This window comes from Pseudoalteromonas sp. T1lg48, from assembly GCF_002964785.1.
Lineage (GTDB): Bacteria > Pseudomonadota > Gammaproteobacteria > Enterobacterales > Alteromonadaceae > Pseudoalteromonas.
This window is the reverse complement of the sequence record NZ_PQCC01000018.1, coordinates 897,840-921,046: the sequence shown is the minus strand read 5'-3', so window position 1 is coordinate 921,046 and position 23,207 is coordinate 897,840. Positions and strand designations below refer to the sequence as shown.

The window sequence follows — 23,207 nt, the reverse complement described above, 5'->3', positions numbered from 1 at the left end:
GAACCCAGCTTATAGCTGGGTTTTTTCGTTTAAAAGCATTGATGCTCTACTTGAACATGGCAGGAAAAAAGCTGAGCGAAGCGAATTCATCCATGTGATAAAGCTGTAGGGAACAGCTTTACATCGCGTAGGCAACCCCTAGGGCAAGGTCGGTATTGCCCGAAGTAAAGTAGTCGCTACGAAGGTACTCGCTACGAAGGTAGTCGCTACGAAGTAGAACATCTGACTGCGTAACGCACCAAGCTCATATTTAAAGAAACCCGTAGCAGTAATGCAGCGGGTTTTTTGCTTTCAGGGATTTAAGGTTATCCGTTTGGTAAAACTAAATCATCCTTAAAGCATTTATCCTTCGCGTATCCCTGCTCTCACGTTTTAAACAACGAACCGAGCTGCTATTCAACAAAGAACCCCGCCAAGTGCTGGTTTTTGTATTCATCCTAATAAAACATACTTACTCTAAACGGTTCCTGTGAATGCCCATATGATGTGGTCGAAATAAGTATTAAACACTATGCTTCTTGGTCATACAGTTTTAGTTCGGCTATAAGTCTGCCGTAATGGATTAAGGTGGCAAAATGACTAATAGGATTGTTTTCACGTTTTCTACACTTCTTTTCTTCGTAGTAAGTAGCAATGTTGTGGCGAAAACGATTGAGATAGGAGAGATCAATTTCTCTCCCAGGGTGTTTCATGTCGGGGATGGACAACCCTCTATATCAGTGTGTGATTTTAATTCAGATGGTAATAAGGATATTATTGTTTCGAATTATTTAGACAATAATATCGCTATCTTTCAAGGGAATGGCAAAGGAGACTTATCCGAATTAGCTCGCTTTCCCGTTGGCGAAAACCCTACTGATATTGCCGTATCTGATATTAACAAAGATGGAAATGTTGATGTCGCGATTGCTAACCATGAAACATCATATGTGACCTTACTTTTTGGGGACGGTAAAGGGGGGTTCAACAAGGCTTCCCAGTCACCATTAAATATCGGTATTAAGCCTCATCCCCATGAGGTGCAATTACAAGATCTTGACGGCGATAATATTGCAGAGCTGATCGTAGACAGTCGCGACAACGACGGGTTGTTAGTATTGAAAGGTCTGGCGAATGGTCAATTCAAAACACCCGGTAAAATAATCGATGTCGGAGGGGATCCATACCGAGGCTTTGCAGTTGCTGATATAAATGGCGATCGGGCCTTGGACTTAGTTACTCCCAATCAAAGCGATATCGGTATAGCAGTTAATTCTGGTTCAAATAATACGTTATTTTCTTTAACAAAGATGGGGCTGTCTGCGTCTCCATTTTTTGTCGAATTGGCAGACCTCACTGATGATGGCAAGTTAGACTTAGTTGTCGCTACAAATGGTCGTTTTTTATCTGTTTTACCTGGAGATGGGCAAGGGAGTTTTCATGAAACCCAAAAAACTGTGATAGCGACAACTTCTGGAGCTAAACAAGTAGCTACAGGAGATATAAACGGAGATGGAATACAGGATGCGTTAGTTGCTAATTGGTCTGGTGAGTTGACCGCTATTATTGGCAATAAAACAACACTTGAAAGTTATACATTCAAGCACACGAGTATTCCTAATCCGTGGGCAGTAGCTTTGGTAGATCTCAATAAAGATGGTAAAAGTGATTTTATAATTGCTGATGGCAACAGCAGCTTAGCTGCAGTTTATATTAGTCAAAAGCGTTGATGACTTTTGCATCAGAAATCATTGCCGGATATACGTGTAATTCTTGTTTTGCAGGCAGCCGTGCTAATAAAAGGGTCACGGTTTTACGCTTTTACTATAAAGTTGCTGAGCTATTACACCACATCAGTCTTTAGCCTAGTCTGTGGTTTAGTGGGATATTAGTTAGAAAGAAGGAAGGGTGTTCCCCGGCGTTGCGGTTACGAATATCAGCCCTTGAACCCTAAGGTTCAAGGCGGAAGACACCTGTAAGCCGTAGGCTTCTCGGTACATGCCGAGCTTGCGCAGTAGCCTACAAAATGCATTCCTAAATAAAAATTATCGGCTCAGGGACGTCATTCGCTGGCCAACAAGCTAGGGAACACCTTTAGTATATAAGACCCAGCAACAGGGATACAGCTTAATCACAAAATTTCCTTCTAAGTGCGGGCAAAGTAAACAAGCTGGGCGTTATTTGATCGCTATCATACTTGGGTGGTAACAATACGGTGGAGTCGCTCTCGCAGCGATGGTAGCATTGGGCATTGAAATCAATATTTTTCGTCATACGCGAGCCAATCATGAGCGAACAACCTAGCTATCAGCAAGCCCAACTACTCCTGGAAAGTAACGACATCTTTGTGATGCCCTCCGAAGTGCAGGGAATTATCACCGGCCTGTTGGCCTGTGGCCTGGATATCGAAGAAAAAGATTACCTGGGTCTGCTGAGTGACGTGCTTAATGACGGCATCAGTTTCGAAAAGACCCTTAAGCAATGGCTGAGTGAGCTCTATACCCAAGCGGTTGAAAGCTTCTCAAACGAGCAACTGCAGTTTGAGCTGATGCTGCCGGACGAAGAAGAAAGCCTGATCGATCAGGCCAATGCCCTGGTAGCCTGGGTTAACGGCTTTTTACTTGGCTTTGGCCTAAAGCAAAAAGATTATGGCAAGTTGTCCGATGACGTAAAAGAAGTGATCCAGGACTTCACCGAAATCAGCCGCCTCGATACCCACTTCGATGAGACCGAAGAAGACAAGCAAGCACTGCATGAAGTGCTTGAGTACGTGCGCGTATCGGCCATGCTTTGCTTTGCCGAGTTGGGTAAACGAGAGAGCACGGCGACAACCTCAAAGACGCTACACTAATGAATATCACGAACGCAGAATACCGCGCGCGCCAGCACCAGTTGCTGGCGCAAATGAAACACAACTCGGTTGCCCTTATTCCCGCTGCCAAGGAAATTACCCGCAGCCGTGATACCGAATTCCCGTTCCGCCAGGACAGCGACTTTTTCTATCTCACCGGCTTTAACGAGCCCGATGCCATGTTGGTGCTGGTAAAAGGTGAAGAGCAAAAGTCGATTCTATATTGTCGCGCCAAAGATAAAACCGCCGAGATCTGGCATGGTCGCCGTATGGGCGCCGATGCCGCTAAGGAACAATTACCTATCGACGATGCCTATACCCTTGCCGAACTGGATCAGGGGCTCATCGATGCGGTGAATCAGAAAACCACCCTTTACTACGGCCAGGGCGTCTACAAAGACGTGGATGACCAGGTTTTTGCCTTACTCAATACGCTTCGCGGTGCCCCTAAGAAGGGTTACCGTGCTCCCGAGGTGATACGCGATATTCGCACCCTGGTGCATGAAATGCGCTTGTTTAAATCACCTGCCGAGCAAGAGATCATGCGCCAAGCGGGCAAGATCAGCGCCGACGCCCATAAACGCGCCATGCGTTTTGCCAAGGCCGGGGCGACAGAGTATCAACTTGAAGCCGAGTTGCATCATCATTACGCCATGAACGGCGCCCGCTACCCGGCCTATGGCACCATAGTGGGCAGCGGCGATAATGCCACCATCTTGCACTACACCGAAAACGAGTCGCCCCTCAAAGACGGCGACCTGGTGTTGATCGACTCCGGCTGTGAGCTGGCTGGTTATGCCGCCGATATTACCCGAACCTTCCCTGTCAACGGCCGCTTTAACGACGCGCAAAAGGCCGTCTATGAAGTGGTCTTAAAGGCGCAATATGCGGCGTTGGACATGGTTAAACCGGGTAATACTCTGGCGCAAACCGCCAAGGTGGTAAACCGTATTCTTACTCAAGGCTGATTGACCTCGGCCTGCTTGAGGGGGAGCTTGACGAGCTATTAGAAAGCCAGGCCTATCGCGCCTTTTACATGCATGGTCTTGGCCACTGGCTGGGTTTAGACGTGCACGATGTGGGCGAATACAAGCAAGATGAAAAAGACCGTCCTTTCGAGCCTGGCATGGTGCTAACTATTGAGCCGGGCCTCTACATCAGCGAAGACGCGCCGGTTGCCGAGCAATATCACGGTATTGGCATTCGTATCGAGGACGATGTGCTGGTCACCGAAAACGGCCATGAAAATCTTACCGTCTCGGTGCCCAAAGAAGTGGCCGAAATTGAAGCGCTAATGCAGGAGAGCTAATAGGTGCAGCACTTTGATGTAGTGATTGTAGGCGGCGGTTTAGCCGGGGGCACCTTGGCTAATGTTTTAGCACAGCAGTGCCCGCAATTGCGTTTAGCCGTTATCGAGGCGTACCAGCCGAGTAACGACTATCATCCCAGTTTTGACGATAGATCCATCGCCCTGGCCGCCGACTCGGTGCAATACCTCAAAGAGCATGGCTTGTTTAATGAGCACAGCGATTATGCCTGTGCCATCAAACAGGTGCAGGTTTCCGATCGCGGTCATTTTGGCAAAACCCAGATCAGCCATGCGGATTATGATCTTGACGCCTTGGGTTATGTGGTTGAGGTGCGCCCCTGGGGTCAGGCCTTGCATCGTGCCTTGGCAAGCCATACTCAGGTCACTCAGTTTTGCCCGGCAAAAGTCACGGCGGTGAGCATGCATGAGGCACACAACCGGATCACTTTGGACGATGGCACCGAGTTAGGCGCCAAACTCCTGGTGGTGGCCGATGGTGCCCAGTCACCCACGCGCAAGCTATTACATCTGGATTTTGACACCCAGGAATATACGCAACACGCCCTCATTGCCAATGTCGAAGTGCAGGACGACCATCAATGTCAGGCCTTTGAGCGCTTTACCAGCCATGGGCCGCTGGCCTTACTGCCCATGTCGCGTAAGCGCTATTCATTGGTGTGGTGCGACCAAGGCCATAAGCTGGGCGACTTGCAAGATGCTTCCAGCGACGAGTTTGTTGCCAGACTGCAGCACGAGTTCGGCTATCGCGCCGGGCTCTTTACCCAGGTCGGCGAGCGCAGTGTTTACCCCTTGGTGTGGGGCAGAGCGAATAGTCTTGTCAGCCATCGCGCCGTGGTCATAGGCAATGCCGCCCATGCCATTCATCCCATTGCCGGACAAGGCTTTAACCTTGGTCTGCGCGACATCAAAGAACTGGTGGCCAAAATTGCCTATGCTGGTGATGAGTTGGGCACATACGGCTTTACTTCGGCCTACGCTCAGGCGCGCGCCGAGGACATTACCCGGGTGATGACATTGACCGACGGTTTAGTACGTACCTTTTCCAATGGCTCGCGCACCATAGCCCTTGGGCGCAGTGTGGGTTTGGCGGCAATGCAACTATGCAGTTCGTTGCGCCAACCATTAGCAAAACAATTAATGGGGTTTAATTAACGCATGTTTCAAGCAAAGGTAGCCGTGGTAGGCGGCGGGTGTGTCGGTTTAAGTGCGGCGCTGGCACTGAGCCTGCAAGGCGTCTCCGTGGTGGTCATCGATGCCGGCGATAAATGCGCGCCCTTAAGCGACGAATACGGCCTGCGCGTCAGTGCCATTAACCAGGCCAGCGAAGTCCTGTTTACAGAGCTCGGCGCGTGGCCGCTGATGCAAGAGCAGCGTATTAGCCCTTATACGCAAATGGATGTGCGCGATAAGGACAGCTTCGCCCATATTCATTTCAGCGCCGACGACTACGATGTCACCCATCTGGGTCATATTATTGAAAATGATGTTATCCACCGCGCTCTGGTAGCCAAATTAGAGCAGCAAACCAATGTCACCTTGTTGTTTAATCACGCCTATAAAGACATTCACCAAAGCGACAGCAATGTATTAATTACCCTGGATAACGGCTCACCGGTGATGTGTGAGCTCTTGATTGCCGCAGACGGGGCCAACTCAGGTGTGCGTCAGCGCTTTAATCTGCCCATTACCTTTAAAGATTATGATCACCATGCCCTGGTCGCCACCATTAAAACCGAGCAGGGCAACGAGCAGTGCGCCCGTCAGGTGTTTTTGCCGGACGGTCCTTTGGCATTTTTACCCCTGGCCGATGAACATATGCACTCCATCGTCTGGTCGTGCTCACCGCAGCAGGCACAAGCCTATCAAGGCATGACTGACGAAGAGTTTAATAAGGCGCTCTACACCGCCTTCGACGGTCAGTGTGGCCTGTGTGAGGTGCAATCCAAACGCCCGGTCTTCCCACTGACCATGCGCTACGCCCGTCAATGGGTGAAGGAGCGTATCGTGCTGATGGGCGATGCGGCTCATACCATACACCCGCTAGCGGGTTTGGGGATGAACTTAGGTCTTAAGGATGCGGCACGCTTTACCGAGTTGCTGGCCGAGCCTCTGCTCAGCGGTGAGGGCGATATTCAACGTGCGTTGCGTACCTATGAGCGCGAGCGTAAGCTCGATGCGCAAAAGCATATTGCCACCATGCAGGGCCTAAAATCCCTGTTTGCCGGTAACAACCCCATCAAGAAGCTGGTACGCGGTTTAGGCTTAAGTGCGGTGAACGATATCAAGCCGCTGAAGCAGCTGTTCGCCGAGCAGGCGCTCGGCAAATAATCCAGGCTTAACTCAGGCGTAAGGTAATAAACTCTGCCAGTTTATCTATGGCATTAGCCGGCTCCTGAGCACGTTTGATTAAACTAATGCCCACTTGCCCAAGCACCGGCAGCATGTCGGTGTGTGTGGTAAAGGGTAACTCTTCGGGCACGGTTTTACGTGCCAATACCGTGATCCCCAGCTCTTCCTTAATGGCCGCCGTGAGTCCGGTCAAATCCGCATTGGTATACACAATACGCCAGGGAATGCCGGCCTGCTCCAGGGCGTCAATGGCGCGGCGGCGATAAATACAGCCCTGCGGTGCCACCACCAGGGTGACCGGTTTGTTTGGGTTGATGGAGGTGTTGCCCACCCACACCAGCTGATCCTGCAAAAAGCTTGGGTAGTGGGGGTTATCGAGCTGCTCGACCAGGGTCAGCAGCAGGTCAAACTCGTCGCGGTTACTCACATGCATCAGCTGTTTGCTGAGCTCGGATTTCACCTCCAGCGACACATCCGGATACAAGGACACGAAGTCGCCAATAATGGCGGGCAAAATGCTGGCGGCAAATTCACTGGGAATGCCCAGACGCACCTTACCGGTGACGGTTTCATTACTAAAGAGCTGCAAGATGGCGTCGTTTTCCTTGAGGATCTGCTTGGCCAGCGGCAGCAGTTGCTCGCCCTGGTGATTAAGCACCTGGCGTTGCCCCTGTTTTTTAAACAGCTTGCGGCCCAGTAAATCTTCAAGGCGCTTTATTTGCAGACTGACCGCAGGTTGCGACAGCCCCAGCAGCTCTCCGGCCTTGGCAAAGCCACCCACGTCAACAACGGTGACCAGGGTGCGTAAACTGTCCATGGGGATGTTTTTCATATTAGTAAAGGAAATTTATTGGCCTATATACATTGCAATTATTTATCAATCGATAAAAAATTACAATTTGTTGTTGCCCAAGCCCAGCCCTATACTGCCAACAGTTTAAAAATCCACAGTTGAGGCAGCCATGGCGTTCCAATCTCTCTTTTTTGCCCGCCATCACGGCGCAGAAAACGCCCAGACCAATACCTTTGTGTCGGCCAATGAACAGATCATCGATCTCGGTGGTTCGGAAGTGCTCTTGTTATTGCAAAGCCTGAAGACCAGCACCTTGAACTGGGCTAATAAAACCGGTATGGCGGTGCGTTATGAGCTTGCCGAGCAGTCGCTCAGTTTTGATGTCTTCTTCTTAAGTGATACCGCCTTGCGCATTGTGACCACCAATGCCGAGCAGCTGTTGACGGTGCTAACTTCGGCCAGCGAGTCATTTGATGTGGATATTTTGCCGCGTCCCGAGCTGAATTGTCTGCACTTTAGCGGTCCCGATGCCGGCGAGTTCCTAAGCCAGCAATTCAGCCTGTATATGGGCATGGCCTTAGGCGATAACAGCCAGCATTATGGCGTGCAGTGCGGCGACTGTTTTGTGGTTGCCAGCGCTAAAGATGCGCAGCAGTACTATCGCGTGTTTGCCCTGGCGTCAACGCTAACGGATTTAACCCATAACCTGACCAGCGCTCATTTTAACCCCCAAGCACAAGCTGCTTAAATGAGCTCTTCGGGTTATGTAAGCATCTTTTGCCAGATGTTAAAAAAGTAATCGTTAATTTGGGTGCCAGCGGCGAACAACTTATGTATAATCGCGGCCCATGTTATTCCCCCTCAATTTATGAGGCCACGCCCACCATACTGGGTTTGTAAAACGTGAAGGAATATTATGTCTTCTAAAACACCTCTACATGCCAAGCACCTGGAAGCCGGTGCAAAAATGGTTGATTTCTTCGGCTGGGATATGCCAATCAACTACGGTTCGCAAATCGAAGAACACAACGCGGTGCGTACCGACGCGGGCATGTTCGACGTATCACACATGACCATCGTTGACGTTCAAGGCGATGATGCCAAAGCCTTCCTACAAAAGCTGGTAGCGAACGACGTTGCTAAGCTGACTGTACCAGGAAAAGCACTTTACACGGGCATGCTTAACGAGCAAGGCGGTGTGATCGACGATTTGATCATCTATTTCTTCAGCGACACCGAATACCGTTTGGTTGTTAACTCGGCTACCCGTGAAAAAGATCTAGCGCACTTGGCCGTCGTTTCTGCCGATTTCAGCGTGAGTGTGACCGAGCGTCCTGAGTTCGCCATGATCGCCGTACAAGGCCCTAACGCCAAAGCAAAAACTGCCAAAGTACTAAGCGATGCACAACAACAAGCCGTGGCCGATATGAAGCCATTCTTCGGTGTGCAGGCCGGTGATTTATTTATCGCCACAACAGGCTATACTGGCGAAGACGGTTACGAAATCGTAGTACCGAACGAGCAAGCCGCTGATCTATGGCAACAACTGCTAGACGCAGGTGTAGCGCCGGCGGGTCTGGGTGCGCGTGACACGCTGCGCCTTGAAGCGGGTATGAACCTATACGGTCAAGACATGGACGAAAGCGTTTCTCCGCTTGCAGCGAACATGGCGTGGACCATTGCTTGGGAACCGGCAGAGCGTAACTTCATCGGTCGTGAAGTAGTAGAACAACAACGCGCTGACAAGAGCACCGACAAACTGGTTGGTTTGGTGCTTGAAGAGAAGGGCGTATTACGCGGTGGCCTAAAAGTGATTTGTGATGCGGGCGAAGGGGTGATCACCTCGGGTACCTTCTCACCTACACTAGGTCACAGTATTGCTCTTGCCCGTGTACCGCGCGAAATCGGCGATACGGCGCAAGTTGAAATGCGTAAGAAACTAGTCAATGTTAAAGTGGTTAAACCTTGCTTTGTGCGTCAAGGTAAAGCCGTAGTATAAGAATTTAAATTTACACCAAAGGAACAGACAATGAGCAACATTCCAAGCGACTTAAAATACGCTAGTTCACACGAGTGGGTTCGCGCTGAAGGCGATGGCACTTTCACTGTAGGTATCACCGAGCACGCGCAAGAGCTTCTAGGTGACATGGTATTCGTAGAGCTGCCTGAAGTAGGCGACGAAGTTGACGCCGGTGAAGACTGTGCTGTTGCTGAGTCTGTTAAAGCGGCTTCTGATATCTACGCGCCAATCGGCGGTGAAATCGTTGCAATTAACGAAGAGCTGGAAGATGCACCTGAGACGGTAAACAGCGACCCTTACGGTGACGGCTGGCTATTCCGTATTAAAGCATCTGATGCTTCTGAGCTTGATAATCTGCTTGACGCAGAAGGCTACACTAACAGCATCGACGAAGACTAATTAGTCGTTTGGGCGTAAGCCCGAAAAAGCCCCGTTTCGGGGCTTTTTAAGTTTATGTGCCGCCATATCGGCACCTTTACAGGTTTGGTGCAATGCCATATTTGTTGGCAATAACCCCCACTAAACCGCATTAAATTTCTTGGATCATAGGAATCTGGACACATGTCAAATGCCAAATCTCTTGAACAGTTAGAGCAAAAGCAAGATTTTATTCGTCGTCACATTGGCCCAAGCCCGGCGCAAATGAGCGACATGCTTAGCGCTCTTGGAGTATCGAGTGTTGAAGCGCTTATGGAACAAACTGTTCCTGCTAGCATTCGTCTTGAGAACGGCCTGCAAATTGGCGAAAGCCGCACTGAGGTTGAAACCCTGAGCTACCTGAAATCAGTAGCCAGCAAAAACAAGGTATTCAAATCATACATAGGTCAGGGTTACCACCCGACACATGTACCTCACGTGATCCTGCGTAACGTTTTAGAAAACCCAGGTTGGTACACAGCATACACGCCTTACCAGCCAGAGATTGCACAAGGTCGTTTGGAATCACTACTTAACTTCCAAACGCTATCAATGGACCTAACCGGTCTTGACCTTGCAAGCGCGTCACTCCTTGATGAGTCAACCGCTGCTGCCGAAGCAATGGCACTTGCAAAGCGTGTTTCTAAAGCGAAAAAAGCCAACGCATTCTTCATTGCAGAAGACGTACACGTACAAACTATCGACGTAGTAAAAACACGTGCCGAGCAGTTTGGTTTTGACATCATCATTGGTCCTGCAAGCGAAGCTGCAAACCATGAGATCTTCGGTGCCTTATTCCAGTATCCAACAACAAGCGGTGAAGTGGTTGACCTAACCGACCTTATCGCTGCTGTACAAAGCAAAAAAGCACTTGCGTGTGTTGCTGCAGACATCATGGCGCTTATGCTACTTAAAGCGCCGGGCAAACTAGGTGCAGACGTGGTACTTGGTTCAGCACAGCGTTTTGGTGTGCCTATGGGCTACGGTGGTCCACACGCGGCATTCTTCACTACCCGTGATGCATACAAGCGTTCACTACCGGGTCGTATCATCGGTGTGTCAAAAGACCGCCTAGGTAACGACGCACTGCGCATGGCAATGCAAACACGTGAACAGCACATCCGCCGTGAAAAAGCGAACTCGAATATCTGTACTGCACAGGTGTTACTAGCGAACATGGCTGCCTTCTACGCGGTTTACCACGGCCCACAAGGTCTGAAAACCATCGCTGAGCGTATCCACCGCTTTGCTGACATCCTAGCAGCGGGCCTTAAAGAGAAAGGCGTAGCGCTTAAGCACGACACCTGGTTCGACACCATTACCGTTGTTGCTGACAACAAAGACGAAGTGGTTGCACGTGCCGTGGCGAAAGAAGTGAACTTCGCGACTAACCACGCAGGTGAGTACTCAATCTCTGTATCTGAGACCACAACACGTGAAGACGTACTAGAGCTATTCGACATCATCCTAGGTGAAGGTCATGGTCTAGACGTAGCAGCACTTGATGCACAAATCAGCGCCAATGGTTCACAGTCTATCCCAGCTAGCCTGGTACGTGATGACGAAGTGCTAACGCACCCGAACTTCAACTCGTACCACAGCGAAACTGAGATGCTTCGTTATATCAAGCGTCTAGAAAACAAAGACTTATCGCTTAACCACTCAATGATCTCGCTAGGTTCATGTACCATGAAACTGAACGCGACCGCCGAGATGATCCCAATCACCTGGCCAGAGTTTGCTAACCTGCACCCGTTCTGCCCGCTAGACCAGGCGGCCGGTTACCAGATCATGATCAACGAACTACACGACTGGTTGGTAAACATCACAGGTTACGATGCAGTATCACTACAGCCTAACTCAGGTGCACAAGGTGAATACGCAGGTCTTATCGCGATTCGTAAATACCATGAGTCACGTGGCGAAGGTCACCGTAACGTATGTTTGATCCCAAGCTCTGCACACGGTACTAACCCTGCATCAGCACAAATGGCCAGCATGAAGATTGTGGTTGTTGATTGCGACAAGCAAGGTAACGTGGATATGGCTGACCTGAAAGCGAAAGCGGAAGAAATGTCAGAGAACCTATCGTGCATCATGATCACATACCCGTCTACACACGGTGTATACGAAGAAACAATCCGTGAAATCTGTGACATCGTGCACCAGCACGGCGGCCAAGTATACATGGACGGCGCGAACATGAACGCGCAAGTAGGTGTAACAAGCCCAGGCTTCATCGGTTCAGACGTATCGCACCTTAACCTACACAAAACATTCTGTATCCCACACGGTGGCGGTGGCCCAGGTGTTGGCCCAATCGGTGTTAAATCACACCTAGCGCCATTTATGCCTAACCACAGCGTAATCAACGTACCGGGTACTAACCTAGACAACGGCGCGGTGTCAGCTGCTCCTTACGGCTCTGCGGCAATCCTACCAATTTCATGGGCATACATCGCCATGATGGGTAGCGAAGGCCTACGTGAAGCAACAGAAACAGCGATTGTGAATGCAAACTACCTAGCTGAAAAGCTAAGCGAGCATTACCCAATTCTATACCGTGGCCGTAACAACCGCGTTGCGCACGAGTGTATTGTTGACCTACGCCCACTTAAAGAAGCCACTGGCGTGTCTGAAATGGACGTAGCGAAGCGCTTAATGGACTACGGTTTCCACTCACCAACAATGTCGTTCCCAGTAGCGGGCACCTTGATGATTGAGCCAACTGAATCTGAGTCTAAAGTTGAGATCGACCGCTTCATCGAAGCCATGGTGTCAATCAAGAGCGAAATCGACAAGATTGCTAACGGCGAATGGTCAATTGAAGACAACCCGCTAGTGAACGCGCCGCACACGCAAGCAGACGTACTAAGCAACGACTGGAACCGCGCATACGACCGTTTCTATGCAGCGTTCCCAGTTGAAAGCGTAGCGAAGAACAAGTTCTGGCCAACAGTAACACGTATCGATGACGTGTTCGGTGACCGTAACCTGATCTGTTCTTGTCCAGCGGTTGATACGTATCGCGACGAGTAATTGGCTGATTATGTCATATCTAGTTGGAAACAGCGGATATGTAGTTAGAAACTGCAAATCAAGTTGGAAACAGGCTTAGATTAAATATGAGCAGTTAATTTGAAAGCGAACCGCGGGGTTCGCTTTTTTGTTCGCTGAGTTAACTTTCAGTAGTTCAATAGCTTGAATTTGCCCAATACTGTTCACCCCATATAAAGGTGAACCAGCGATAGTTATCGTCATGGCCTTATGGTTTCTCTCGCTTAGTGCTCATAATAGGGAGAACATTAGGAATTGGTTGTTAGGTTTAACCATCGAAATTTATCGTACGCACAACTTAAATTAGAGGTATCCAACTACAATAGCAAATCATGCAGAGCTTATTGAACACCCTTTCGAAAAATCTGATGAATATAGAAAGAGCGTTACAAAAGGCTCAGTAATGTACCCCTATCTTTCTGCTTTTACTGCAATTTATGATGTCGAGGATGCTTACAATACGGCCAAAAGCTAAAAAGTGAGTTCTTGCCTCACTGCAATTTTCAAATATTTTTCTTGGACGAATCATCAGAGAAACACTTCTATCGTTTTGATGAAATACACGGTGGCACTCTCTCAAATATAGATATTATGGATAAGCCTAAAGCACTTTTAGAACAGTTAGTAACTGAATGTAAAGAGTCCAATAAAGTGTACGAAATGAGCGCATGCAAAGCGTCTCTTTGGCCAATAATTCTAACTGGTTGTAGACACTATCGGCTACTAGTTCCAATGAATTTCGTTTTAGATCTCTACACCCAAGACCATCATACCAAAGTTCAAGAAGACAATACCCAATGCCAAGGATGTAAAGCTATCATATCAGCTCCCTACAAGGTTTTTCCTTTCTCCTTAAAGAGTCTGAGCAACGTTATTGCCTTATTACTTACTGCAATAACAAAATCATATACTCATTCGAGACAGGATACTAACGGTATTCTTCCTTCTTTTTACTGCATACCACACTAACAAATCACCATGCTAAATGATTAACAGAAAAAGTGTCGGTGCCAACTAACCGTACATGTTGAATCCAGTTTTCCGCGTCAAAATCACTTACCTCAAAATGCTTTTGAGCAACTTCTTTCAAAATTCGGTGCTCATTTTCGATGGTTGTAGGCATGAGACCTGCGTCGTCAGTATTAACGCAAACTTTGATTGGCCCTTTTCGAATCCCATGCTTATTGAACATTTTTCCATTCTCTAGCCACTGTCGATTTGGTGGGCAAAACCTAAAGATAGGATGCTCAGAGTACTTAAAAAGTCTCCCTATATATATGTTGGAAGTTGGGCAAGCCTCTATAACTATCTGTTTTTCACTGTACTTCTCAATCAAAAAGTCTTGTACCGCTTCGATCAGAAGAAGTTCTGCTTTTGACATGAAGTCAATTCGTTCATTGATGTTAATCTCGCTATGTTGATTGTCGAGAGCAACCTCTACATACTCTGCAGATCGTTCCATGAACTGACCGCTGTCTGTATTACCTGTATTCAAATACGCATCCCATAACTGAACACTGGATTCCTTAGATTTCAATTCGACGAAGTCAGGAGCCCAAAACGCCCGCTCAGAGGTATTAAAACTACTGGCTTCTTGGATGTATAAAGGACAGTTACGCCTCAATTTCCAAGCAGTTAATAATTCGGAGAACGTAGGTTTAGTGTCATAACTTGAATACAGATAGTTTGTCCAAGCATCAATCTTGAACTCCAAAGTCTTCAGGCATGATTCAAATTTAGGTGAATGTTTGAGCAACTTTAACGCAATCGACTTTAACCAAACAAGATTATCAAGGTGTTGCCTACATGTAACAAATGCGCTCTTTTGGCGAGAAGCCCACGCACTAACATTGATACCCAAAGCTAAAGCGTGACCCAAACGATCTCCAGCTTTAAAGTCACAAAAGTATACAGCTTCATCAATAGACCTTAAGCCACTAAGAATATGACTAAAGTCTTCCCCCGCATGAACAGTTAAAAATGGATTTCTCAGTCTCTTGTCAAATGGAGATGTTGATTCGTGCTGACCACTCCTTAAAACTCGTAAAACTGGAGCAAATATCTCGATAGGTAAGTCATTTTCATTACCTGCCACATCGAAACCTCGGATCACTGATCGTAGGTCGACAATATCCTCGCTACTGCTCTCTATTTCATTACTCAAAGAGTAATGCTGGAAAGAAGGTGAACCAGAGAAATCCTGAAGTAAACGTGTTTGACGAAGTAAGGTTTCTCGATATTCGAGAAGATACCTATCTTCCTTTGAACTCCCATAAGGAGTCGCGCGAGTGAAATGTATGACCAGGTGATAATTATTTCGATTAGCTTTACCAACGTTTTTTAGTAATTCAACTAGCCTTTTTTCTTTAAGAACATGTTTTTTTCTTTTCTTTTTGATCAAGATATCGGGCGATACCCTAAACTCTCTACATATGTTAGAGCTTGCATCTTGGTTAATTGAATGATTTAGAAAGTTTTTTCTGTCTGTTGGCTTCCGATACTTAAAGTGGAAAACATCCACGAAATCACCTAACCCTACACCACTAACAATCATATGGTTTCTAAGTAAACCACATGACACTAGCATCATATGAATCAACCTTCTCTTGGCTGTACACTCAGATTTGTCGAGTAACTCGATGACAAAAACAACGGTCAAGAGCCAGCGATTTTTTTCAGCAACAGAGCCAATGTGAACTTTTCTGATTATAGATTCAACCAAACTATTGGGGTCTTTTTCTTCGACCATCTTTAGCAAGTCATCATTCAATTCTTCAAGCTCGATGCTATCCCATGACAATTCTCTCCCCTGCAAATCACAATCTTCTTTATACACTGAAGAAATAAGCCTATGTAATAGGCGATTTACAAGCAACGGTAACTTTTGTATATCCAATTGTTCACTATTGAACAATGTACATTCACTACGATAAGGCCAATACTCTTTGGCTAGAGGTTCATGTTTTGTTAAATAAAGTGCAAAATCAGTCAACGCTAAAGAATTATGGCCGTGTCCGTTAATATGCACATGGTTATCAGCAAAGATCTTGTTCGGTGATCTTTGAGGTAATGCAGATGGACATTGGTTATGCATACATTGAACTAACTGGCTTATACCCAAAAGTTCATTCGTAAGCATTTTTTGGTAGGAAACAGCAATAATATAGGCTGGGTCTACAAGGCTCACAAAATGAAGCCACTCTTCGAGCTTACTATCTTTGACCTCAAACCTATCACCGACCCATATCAAAAAGTAGTCACTCAAAGAGTTCAAGATTTCTAAAACTTTAACTTCATTACTATCTAACTTCCAAGTTCTTAGTAATGCATCAATATCCTCTTTTCTTAGCCGAGTACCCGAGTAAGAAGAATAGTCCTGCATAGCAAGCGATAAGCAACGTTTGAAACCATTTGGCGACGACGTTGTACTTTCAGACATCAGGAAGTTCAGCAATCGGTCTGACGTCAAAGCCACAATAGGTGCAATCCATCTCTTTTCTACTGTAAACATTAACCTTACTCTCCACTTTCAAGAAGAGAAAAAATATTCTTATATCTTTCGGCTAGATTCTCCTTAGTCAACTTTCTACTGCTAAGATCTTTATCAAGGCTCTCCTTTATCTCATTTTTAATGCTCTCACTTGTCTCTTCGTTCTCGATGAACGCCTCCAAGCTGTCGATCCCTGGTTCAAAACTATACTTCGTAGCTAAAGTTTCAATAGTAGTGTTCTTAAATCGTTTATTACCATGTGCCTTTTGTTCTGAACCATCTGAACCAAGTAACAAACCACTTGGTAAATCCAACTCTTCTAAAACAGAAAATATTGGATGATTCCATACAGCCTCTAACACCAATGAACGACCATTACCTTCCACCGCGGCTTTTTTGTCTTTTAAGTTCACCAGCTCTTTCACATTGCGCGTAAACACATGCTCGCGGCTAATGAACTCTGAAGTTTCCCTAAAAAGCTCAGAGTTTTTTGTCATGGCAATGTTTGCTTTGTAAACCATCCCATCTTTCAGAAAAGTAGCGAATGCATTTACCAGGATATATTCAAACCTCTTAACAAAGTCAGTAACATGCTCATTTTTAAAGTTTTTCTTTTCCAAACGAACTAAATTTAATTGAGAAAAAACTTTATTAAATACAGCAGACAATAACGGTAACAAGGAAACTGCGACTACACTTTCTAATCTTGGGGCATAAGTACTTGACCAACTCTCTAGTTTCAAAGCCAATTCTTCAATTAGCTGTTCGTCTTTATCTGAAGCATCTTGACTGGCTTCACTCTCATCTCCTTCAGCTCCATCTCGGATGTACTTGGTTGGATTCATCGCATGAATAGAATAAAAAGGAGCTCTTGATAACAGCTCACGCAACAGTTTTTCAAAATCAGTAGCTGCTATATGCTTACCATCTGCAACCATTAATATTGAAGTACCAAGTAATTCAAAAGCACGACTAAAAAACACCTTATGAGCCTGATTACCTTGAACTCCGTAGTAATCTTTATATGTATATATGAGTGATAGTTCCGAACCATCTAAACCATCTGATTGCATGGCCTTACGCGGTACTATCATTGACATCATGTGCATTTCTAATGGAGGCATGCTTCGAAGTACATTGCCAGCTAAAGAGTCCTCTAACAAGAATTCGTTGGTATCAACTCCATAGCTTTTTGCTGAAGTAGAAGTCTTATCCAAATACTTTTTCTGCTCTTCTAAAAAGTTTTTACTTGCCCATGGTAAATACTGCGAAGCTTGTTTCTTAGGATTAAATGGCAACAATGAGCTCAGAGACAACACTTCTGTAGAATCTAATATTTCTTTTGCAGCTATAGCATAAGTATAAGCCGCGCCATTTGCTTTTGATTGCGCCCACACTCGTAGTACTTCAAAATGAAACTGAGACAGTTGTGTCGGGTCACTAAGCTTTGACGGTGCAAGTGTCCGAACTAATTGTGTTAGCTCTCTAGCATTGTCCACAGATGGAAAGTCTGCGGATCTTTCCTGACCATTAACCATTGGAAAGAACATGGAAGTGAAACGGTTCAAGTAACTATCATTTGATTTATCTGAGACATAAGGTAAAGCAAGGCATGAAGGTTCGTTAATAATGACTTTGTTCTGAATTCTATCAATTGGCTCAAGTGAAATACGGTATTGTTGAGGAAATACCTTTGTCAAATAAGCACTCATTAAGCTTTCCGATAACAGAACACCATCTTCATGAAACCTTTTTAAATCAGAATTACCTTTTTCCGAATTAGCATTCTTAATCAGCGTATCTTCTAAGAACTCTAGCTTTACCATATGCTGGTAGAGTGATTCATCACCGCTAACAATTGGGATAATCAACGGACAAAGCAATAGTTTTCTAACGACTTCTAAAACTTCGTAAGCTCTGCCCAATGCCATGTCTACATCATCAATAATTATTGCAATTGCATCGACAGACAATATGTCAATACAACTAACTACGAACTCATGAAACAAACGCTCCACTTGTATGCCTGATGTATACTTAATGACAAGATCTAAGCCATGGCGATCTTCATAATCTGCTTTATTACCAAGAGCACCAGAGAGCTTTTTAAGTTTCAGAAAAAACTCATTCTTTTTTTTCTCAGAGATATCTCGTTTCCCTAGCTCTTCCTCTACCATATTGTAGAGAGTGGCGACAATTACATTGGAAAAATTATCATGGTCGACAAGCAATGTCGGGTCGATAATCGGAGCAAAATATATGGCAGGCTTGCCCTCTAGCTCCTGTTCATCCCAATAACCGCGAATATTCTTCAAAAAAACGGTCTTACCACTACCTCTACCACCACTAACAAATACAGTATCATGTGCATGCATTGGTTTCGTACTCATACGAAACTCCGTTGCATACGACCTTGATTGACCACCAATACGGTTAAGGTATAAACAAAGGTCTGCATAAGCCTGTGTTTGCCACAAATTGTCCTTTTGAGAGTAAACTTCTTGGTAGTCTTGTGCTGATAGATCGAGAATTAAACTCATAAAGCTAAGTCCATGTATACTAATGATTAACTGGGCAAATAGTATCAGAAACATATAAATTCTGTAACATAGAGATTCATAGGCACGTCATTTGATGGCAAATCTAAGAACTGACAAAGGTTGCACAGATAAAGAGCGTAATTGCGAAAATAGTAAAGCCAACGGTGGTTCCTGAAGTACAGTTCGCAAAGTGCGGTTCGGGTTTTACGAACTGAGCAATTACTTTAAAGAAGGGGTTATATCAGGTGGTAGTTTCCAACTTAGTCAACCAAACCTGTTGCCTTCATTGGCTATGAAGCGCTGGAGTGTCCAACTTGGTTATTTTTGAAGAGTATTCCAGATGGTTGATTTAGAAAGCTAGCAAGTTTCCATCTTCGTTATCTGTGATCATTGGCTTTGGACTCGCTGCAGGGCGAGGGCTCTTTTTTGTACTTGTAGGTCGGTCTTTGCTGCCATGGATGGCGGTAGTAGAGCAATGCAGGAGCACATCGCGAATAAGTCTGACAACTGATGGTTCTATGAATCGACCAGACTTTGCTGTTTTTGTGGGTCAGGCTTTGCCGACATGGATGTCGGTAGTAGAGCAATGCAGGAGCATATTGCCGATAAGCCTGACAAGGGATGGTTCTGTGAATCGAGCAGACTTTAATGTTCTTGTAGGTCAGACTTCAGTCTGACAACTTGATATTTTCGATAAATCTAAACTCAGGCTTTTCAAATTACTCTCTTGTCGGCCGCCGACTTCGGGTCAGAGGAAATGGGCGCGCATTTCCTCTGACTTGTCGTCGCCAATGCGACAAAATCTGAATATAAAAAACCGTTGTCAGCAGCCCGCCACAAAATCTTAATTAGCCAGCAGGGCTACTCCTGCTCCCATCCCGTGTTATATTCATTTTAAGTGTCATCATTTTATCCGCTTAAGGCTGGTATCAATACCGGGCCAGCTTAGCAAATGGATGTAGCGGCGAATTTAAGAAGAGGCGTATGCAAGAATCAGATTTATTTTCACAACTGGGCCAACGCAAGCAGCAGCAAAGTGAGTTGGTCGACACGGTCAACAAACATTATGGCGATTATGTGTTTAACTCGGTCGGCGCGGTGACCACCAGTGAGAGTGTGTATTTCCCAATTAAAGAAGGCGTGCTCGCCGGCTACTGGCTGGATACGGATGCCGCAGACTATCAGTCCCTGGAAGGTAAAACCCTTTCATCCATCCAAGATCTGTACTTCTTTGTCTTTACCCCGCAACAGATGCAAGAGCTGATCTTGGATGGCGATGAAGAAGAAGAGTGAGCAAACCCAGATTCCCTAATCATCTCGGTTGGGTAAGGTCTTACTCTTAGCCGAACCCACAACCACTCCAATCTCTATGTCGTCACACAAGTGTATCAGTTGATTTCCCGTTTAAATTCGCGCGGGAGAAATCGGCTTTTGTTGCGGAGCGTGTTTGAAACAACGAGTAGGGCTGAAAGCGGATATAAGAGAGTGAACAGTTTCACTCTCGCCGCTTGAAGGCGACGAGCTCTGCGAGGAGGGGGACTGCGAAGTTAGGTTTATCGAGTCAGGACGACTCGTTAAACCGCGTTGAAATCTAAGCGCAGCGTTGAACAAAAACCTGAGTTCGGAAGCATCAGCGAATTACGGGCGCCTTGGGGTTCCAAGGGGTGGTTGGCGTAAACCATCCCGCCACCGCGACATGATGCCACCGCCCTCAGATGCCTGACTGCGATTGTAAAAAGCCATTGAGGTCAAAGTGCAAACAACCTCAGTGCCAATGGATTAACCACACTGGTTAGTTTTGCTCTGGCGGTTCTTGGCTCTTTTTGGACTTGTCTGGGTAGATCACATCGTTACCAAGCGGGTCAGCATCGCGTTTGAGATCACTCAGCGTGGTCTTGTTGTTGATAAAGTCTTTTAGTTCTTTGTGGCTGGAAATCAAAAACATTCTGAAAGTCGCGGTATCTAAAAAGTGCAGGCTGTGAACCTTGGAATCTATAATCACAGCTTCCAATATTTTGTAGTCATCAATGATTAAATCGGGTTTATAGTAAATATTGTGCTGTCCATATTTAGGTAAACCATATTCCCAATCTACAGAGAGTGTAGAGAGCGTGGAACAGCCGTATTCAATATGTTCTGGGTCAGTATTGGCGCATATGTCTAACAGTACCTTACCACTCTCCCCGATAACGGCTCTGTGATCACCGATAATCCCGTTGCGCGATTCAATTGCGAGAATCGCCGTTTGCATCTTGGTAACCGTTTCAAATAATGGTGTATCTGTTGGTTTTTCTCGGTGTGGGTATTCTTTAGCTGTGCCCTGCGTTGAGCACAATAAAGCAATAAGTAGCAAAATCCATCTCGACATATTTTTCCTTATACATGATTTATAGAAATCAGATGTATGAGTGTACCTTTAATTCTGTCTCTTAATAAAGGAGGGCAGGCACTAATCAGCATACAAAAGCCGAAGGGGTCAGACTACGAAAGTCTCTCACAGATATCGCAGCAGTTGCGATACATAAAAGACGCTAATCAAGCTCCTGACTTTGCCCACTAAAATACCGGCCGCGCTTTAGCCGCCATTGGCCGTCCAGGCTCTGGCACATGGCATAGCGAAAATAGGGCTGGATGCCAGGCCAGTGATAGCGCAGGTCGCTGAACCAGACGCAGCTTTGCTTTGCCGATGTCTCTTTTGCTAACACCACCGGATATTGGGCAAAGTCTCTAAAGGCCTTGAATTTTGGCTGTTGCCACGCCTGTTGAACAAGCGGCTCCGCGTGTGCCGGGTGGGTATAGCTGTGCCATTGCAAGGCATCAGTCCGGGTGTAGGCTCCAGAAAAGCCTGTTACCCCAGCGGCGTGGGACAGGTTGTCCGCCAGTGGATCGGTTTTGAACTTAATATAGGCCTGATAAATATGCTCCTCGTCTTCGCTCAGCAGCTGCCAATAAAGGGGCGAAAAAGGCTGTGGCAGCAAGCGACTACTTGCTGCGGGAGCAGGTGTCTGCTGCTGTATTTGCGCCATTAAAGTGAGTTTTATGCCAAGCACCGCCGCAAGATAGAGCAAGGGCGGGCTCAAGGCCGCCAGGTGATAGCGCTTTTGGTGGCACGTTTTTTTTCGGCAAATATAAAAAAGTAACCCGGCCAGCATCACGCTCAGGGTGAAGTAGGGGTCGACAATAAATAAAAGATCCCAGCTAAATTGCATGTCTGACAAAGGCGCAAACCAGCGGGTGCCGTACACGGTTAAGGTATCTGCAACTAGGTGCGAGAGAATAGCCAGCCAACAGATGGTAAAGACCAGTGCAGCGTTTGCCAGACGCAGCAGTTTACACAAGAGGTAACTTATCAGCGCCGCCCATACGGGGGAGAGCAGCAGGGAATGGGTTTCAGCCCTATGCCAATAGGCCAGAAAGTCTAACGGGTTGAGCCAAAAGAGCAGGTAGTCAATGTCCGGAAAAAGGGCCACCGCAGCGCCGATCGCGGCCCTGAGTTTCCAGTCAGTCTTTGTGCAGGTGTCTGCGCCGGCATCTTCCGATAACGGCTTAGCTGCGGGCAACTGGGCGACAAGAGCGCCAATTAATACATGGGTGAGGGGATCCAAGGCTAGGTTGCTCGGCCCGGGTGGGAGAAAAAGCGATGGCCGGTATGGAGTCCCTTTAGCAAGCCTGCCAACAGGGATCTGGTTTTAGCATTATCGGCACTGTTATCGCTTAAAAAGAAATAAAAGCTGCTCAGGTAGGCGCTGGTGAGCGCAATCTCATCGGCCACCTTGGCCAACCCTTGTTGTCGGCGTGCCGCGGCTTCTCTGAACCACTGCACGGTGCGGCTGACGCGGGTCACACCATGAGCCTGCAGGTGAAAGTGCCCAGGCTCTAGTTTATAGCGCATAATATCGCGCACCACGGCTTTGTAAGGAGCCAGATAATGAAACCAGCTCATGATGCAATTGAGGGTGCGCTCTTGCTCTGAGCCCCGTCTACCGGCCTCGGTATCGGCGTATTCGAGCATGGCTTGGTCGGCGCGGTCGAATAAGGCTTCGGCGAGATCGTCCTTGGAACGAAAGTGCCTGTGTATATCGCCTAAGCCACAGTTGAGGGAGGCGGCTAACTCATGCAGCGAGAAGCTATCCCAGCTCGATTGCAATGCTAATACAATGGCACGATCAAGGATGGTCTGGGGCGAAAGCGTATAGGCAGCCATTGAAAGAACACCTTGGGTAAAAGCCGGTTGATGTTGTTTTTAGTATAGGTAGCAGCGGGCGCAGCAGCAACTGGGTCCCTAGCGTGCCTTATCCTGCAGCGCTCTCAGTTACAAGGAGAAGCAGACAAACTGAACAGGTTTTTAGGCGCCGTGGCCAGGCTTTTCTTTTGCTGTAGT

General features: G+C 46.8%; 15 protein-coding genes, 1 other RNA gene and 1 pseudogene. 10 read left to right on the top strand and 7 right to left on the bottom strand.

Translation table 11 applies throughout. The annotated features are described in order from the left end of the window. The first annotated feature begins 575 nt into the window (after window positions 1–575). Window positions 576–1,709: an FG-GAP repeat domain-containing protein gene (locus C2M29_RS13350; RefSeq protein ID WP_105190226.1), complete on the top strand. Its 1,134-nt coding sequence runs from the start codon at window positions 576–578 to the stop codon at window positions 1,707–1,709. Window positions 1,710–1,887: 178 nt separating this feature from the next. On the opposite strand, the gene ssrS is transcribed toward C2M29_RS13350, so the two are convergent. Further along, window positions 1,888–2,070, bottom strand: a non-coding RNA gene (gene ssrS / locus C2M29_RS13345) — 6S RNA. Window positions 2,071–2,266: 196 nt separating this feature from the next. On the opposite strand from ssrS, the gene C2M29_RS13340 reads away from it, so the two are divergent. From C2M29_RS13340 to C2M29_RS13325, 4 genes and pseudogenes are all read left to right on the top strand, one after another. Beyond that, window positions 2,267–2,830 (top strand): UPF0149 family protein, encoded by a 564-nt coding sequence (locus tag C2M29_RS13340; protein ID WP_105190225.1) that lies wholly within the window; start codon window positions 2,267–2,269, stop codon window positions 2,828–2,830. Further along, window positions 2,830–4,139, top strand: a pseudogene (pepP, locus tag C2M29_RS13335) (Xaa-Pro aminopeptidase). Before C2M29_RS13340 ends, pepP begins: the two are co-directional and overlap by 1 nt. A gap of 3 nt (window positions 4,140–4,142) precedes the next feature. Further along, window positions 4,143–5,312 (top strand): 2-octaprenyl-6-methoxyphenyl hydroxylase, encoded by a 1,170-nt coding sequence (gene ubiH, locus C2M29_RS13330; RefSeq protein WP_105190224.1) that lies wholly within the window; start codon window positions 4,143–4,145, stop codon window positions 5,310–5,312. A 3-nt stretch (window positions 5,313–5,315) separates the two neighbouring features. Then, entirely contained in the window at window positions 5,316–6,488 is a 1,173-nt protein-coding gene (locus C2M29_RS13325) for an FAD-dependent oxidoreductase (protein ID WP_105190223.1), read from the top strand. Window positions 6,489–6,495: 7 nt separating this feature from the next. On the opposite strand, the gene C2M29_RS13320 is transcribed toward C2M29_RS13325, so the two are convergent. Then, window positions 6,496–7,341 (bottom strand): LysR substrate-binding domain-containing protein, encoded by an 846-nt coding sequence (locus tag C2M29_RS13320; protein WP_105190222.1) that lies wholly within the window; start codon window positions 7,339–7,341, stop codon window positions 6,496–6,498. A 130-nt stretch (window positions 7,342–7,471) separates the two neighbouring features. Here C2M29_RS13320 and C2M29_RS13315 point away from each other — a divergent pair, with 130 nt between their 5' ends. The 4 genes from C2M29_RS13315 (at window position 7,472) to gcvP (ending at window position 12,778) form a co-directional block, all read left to right on the top strand. Further along, entirely contained in the window at window positions 7,472–8,050 is a 579-nt protein-coding gene (locus tag C2M29_RS13315) for a hypothetical protein (RefSeq protein ID WP_105190221.1), read from the top strand. Between the two features lie 168 nt (window positions 8,051–8,218). Further along, window positions 8,219–9,301, top strand: coding sequence for a glycine cleavage system aminomethyltransferase GcvT (gcvT, locus tag C2M29_RS13310; protein ID WP_105190220.1), 1,083 nt, complete (start codon window positions 8,219–8,221; stop codon window positions 9,299–9,301). 30 nt (window positions 9,302–9,331) lie between these two features. Continuing rightward, entirely contained in the window at window positions 9,332–9,721 is a 390-nt protein-coding gene (gene gcvH / locus C2M29_RS13305) for a glycine cleavage system protein GcvH (RefSeq protein ID WP_105190219.1), read from the top strand. Between the two features lie 162 nt (window positions 9,722–9,883). Further along, window positions 9,884–12,778: an aminomethyl-transferring glycine dehydrogenase gene (gene gcvP, locus C2M29_RS13300; protein ID WP_105190218.1), complete on the top strand. Its 2,895-nt coding sequence runs from the start codon at window positions 9,884–9,886 to the stop codon at window positions 12,776–12,778. A gap of 991 nt (window positions 12,779–13,769) precedes the next feature. On the opposite strand, the gene rdrB is transcribed toward gcvP, so the two are convergent. Together rdrB and rdrA are read right to left on the bottom strand one after the other, a co-directional pair. Then, entirely contained in the window at window positions 13,770–16,307 is a 2,538-nt protein-coding gene (gene rdrB, locus C2M29_RS13295) for an antiviral RADAR system adenosine deaminase RdrB (protein ID WP_105190217.1), read from the bottom strand. A gap of 5 nt (window positions 16,308–16,312) precedes the next feature. Further along, a complete protein-coding gene (gene rdrA, locus C2M29_RS13290; RefSeq protein WP_158684737.1) occupies window positions 16,313–18,826 on the bottom strand; it encodes an antiviral RADAR system adenosine triphosphatase RdrA in 2,514 nt (837 codons plus the stop codon). Window positions 18,827–19,810: 984 nt separating this feature from the next. Between rdrA and C2M29_RS13285 the strand changes: the two genes are divergently transcribed. Next, a complete protein-coding gene (locus tag C2M29_RS13285; protein ID WP_105190215.1) occupies window positions 19,811–20,119 on the top strand; it encodes a hypothetical protein in 309 nt (102 codons plus the stop codon). Between the two features lie 499 nt (window positions 20,120–20,618). On the opposite strand, the gene C2M29_RS13280 is transcribed toward C2M29_RS13285, so the two are convergent. The 3 genes from C2M29_RS13280 to C2M29_RS13270 form a co-directional block, all read right to left on the bottom strand. After that, complete coding sequence (locus tag C2M29_RS13280) at window positions 20,619–21,194, bottom strand: hypothetical protein (RefSeq protein ID WP_105190214.1); 576 nt, start codon at window positions 21,192–21,194, stop codon at window positions 20,619–20,621. Between the two features lie 163 nt (window positions 21,195–21,357). Continuing rightward, window positions 21,358–22,431: a metal-dependent hydrolase gene (locus tag C2M29_RS13275; protein WP_158684736.1), complete on the bottom strand. Its 1,074-nt coding sequence runs from the start codon at window positions 22,429–22,431 to the stop codon at window positions 21,358–21,360. A 2-nt stretch (window positions 22,432–22,433) separates the two neighbouring features. After that, entirely contained in the window at window positions 22,434–23,030 is a 597-nt protein-coding gene (locus C2M29_RS13270) for a TetR/AcrR family transcriptional regulator (protein ID WP_105190212.1), read from the bottom strand. Window positions 23,031–23,207 lie beyond the last annotated feature (177 nt).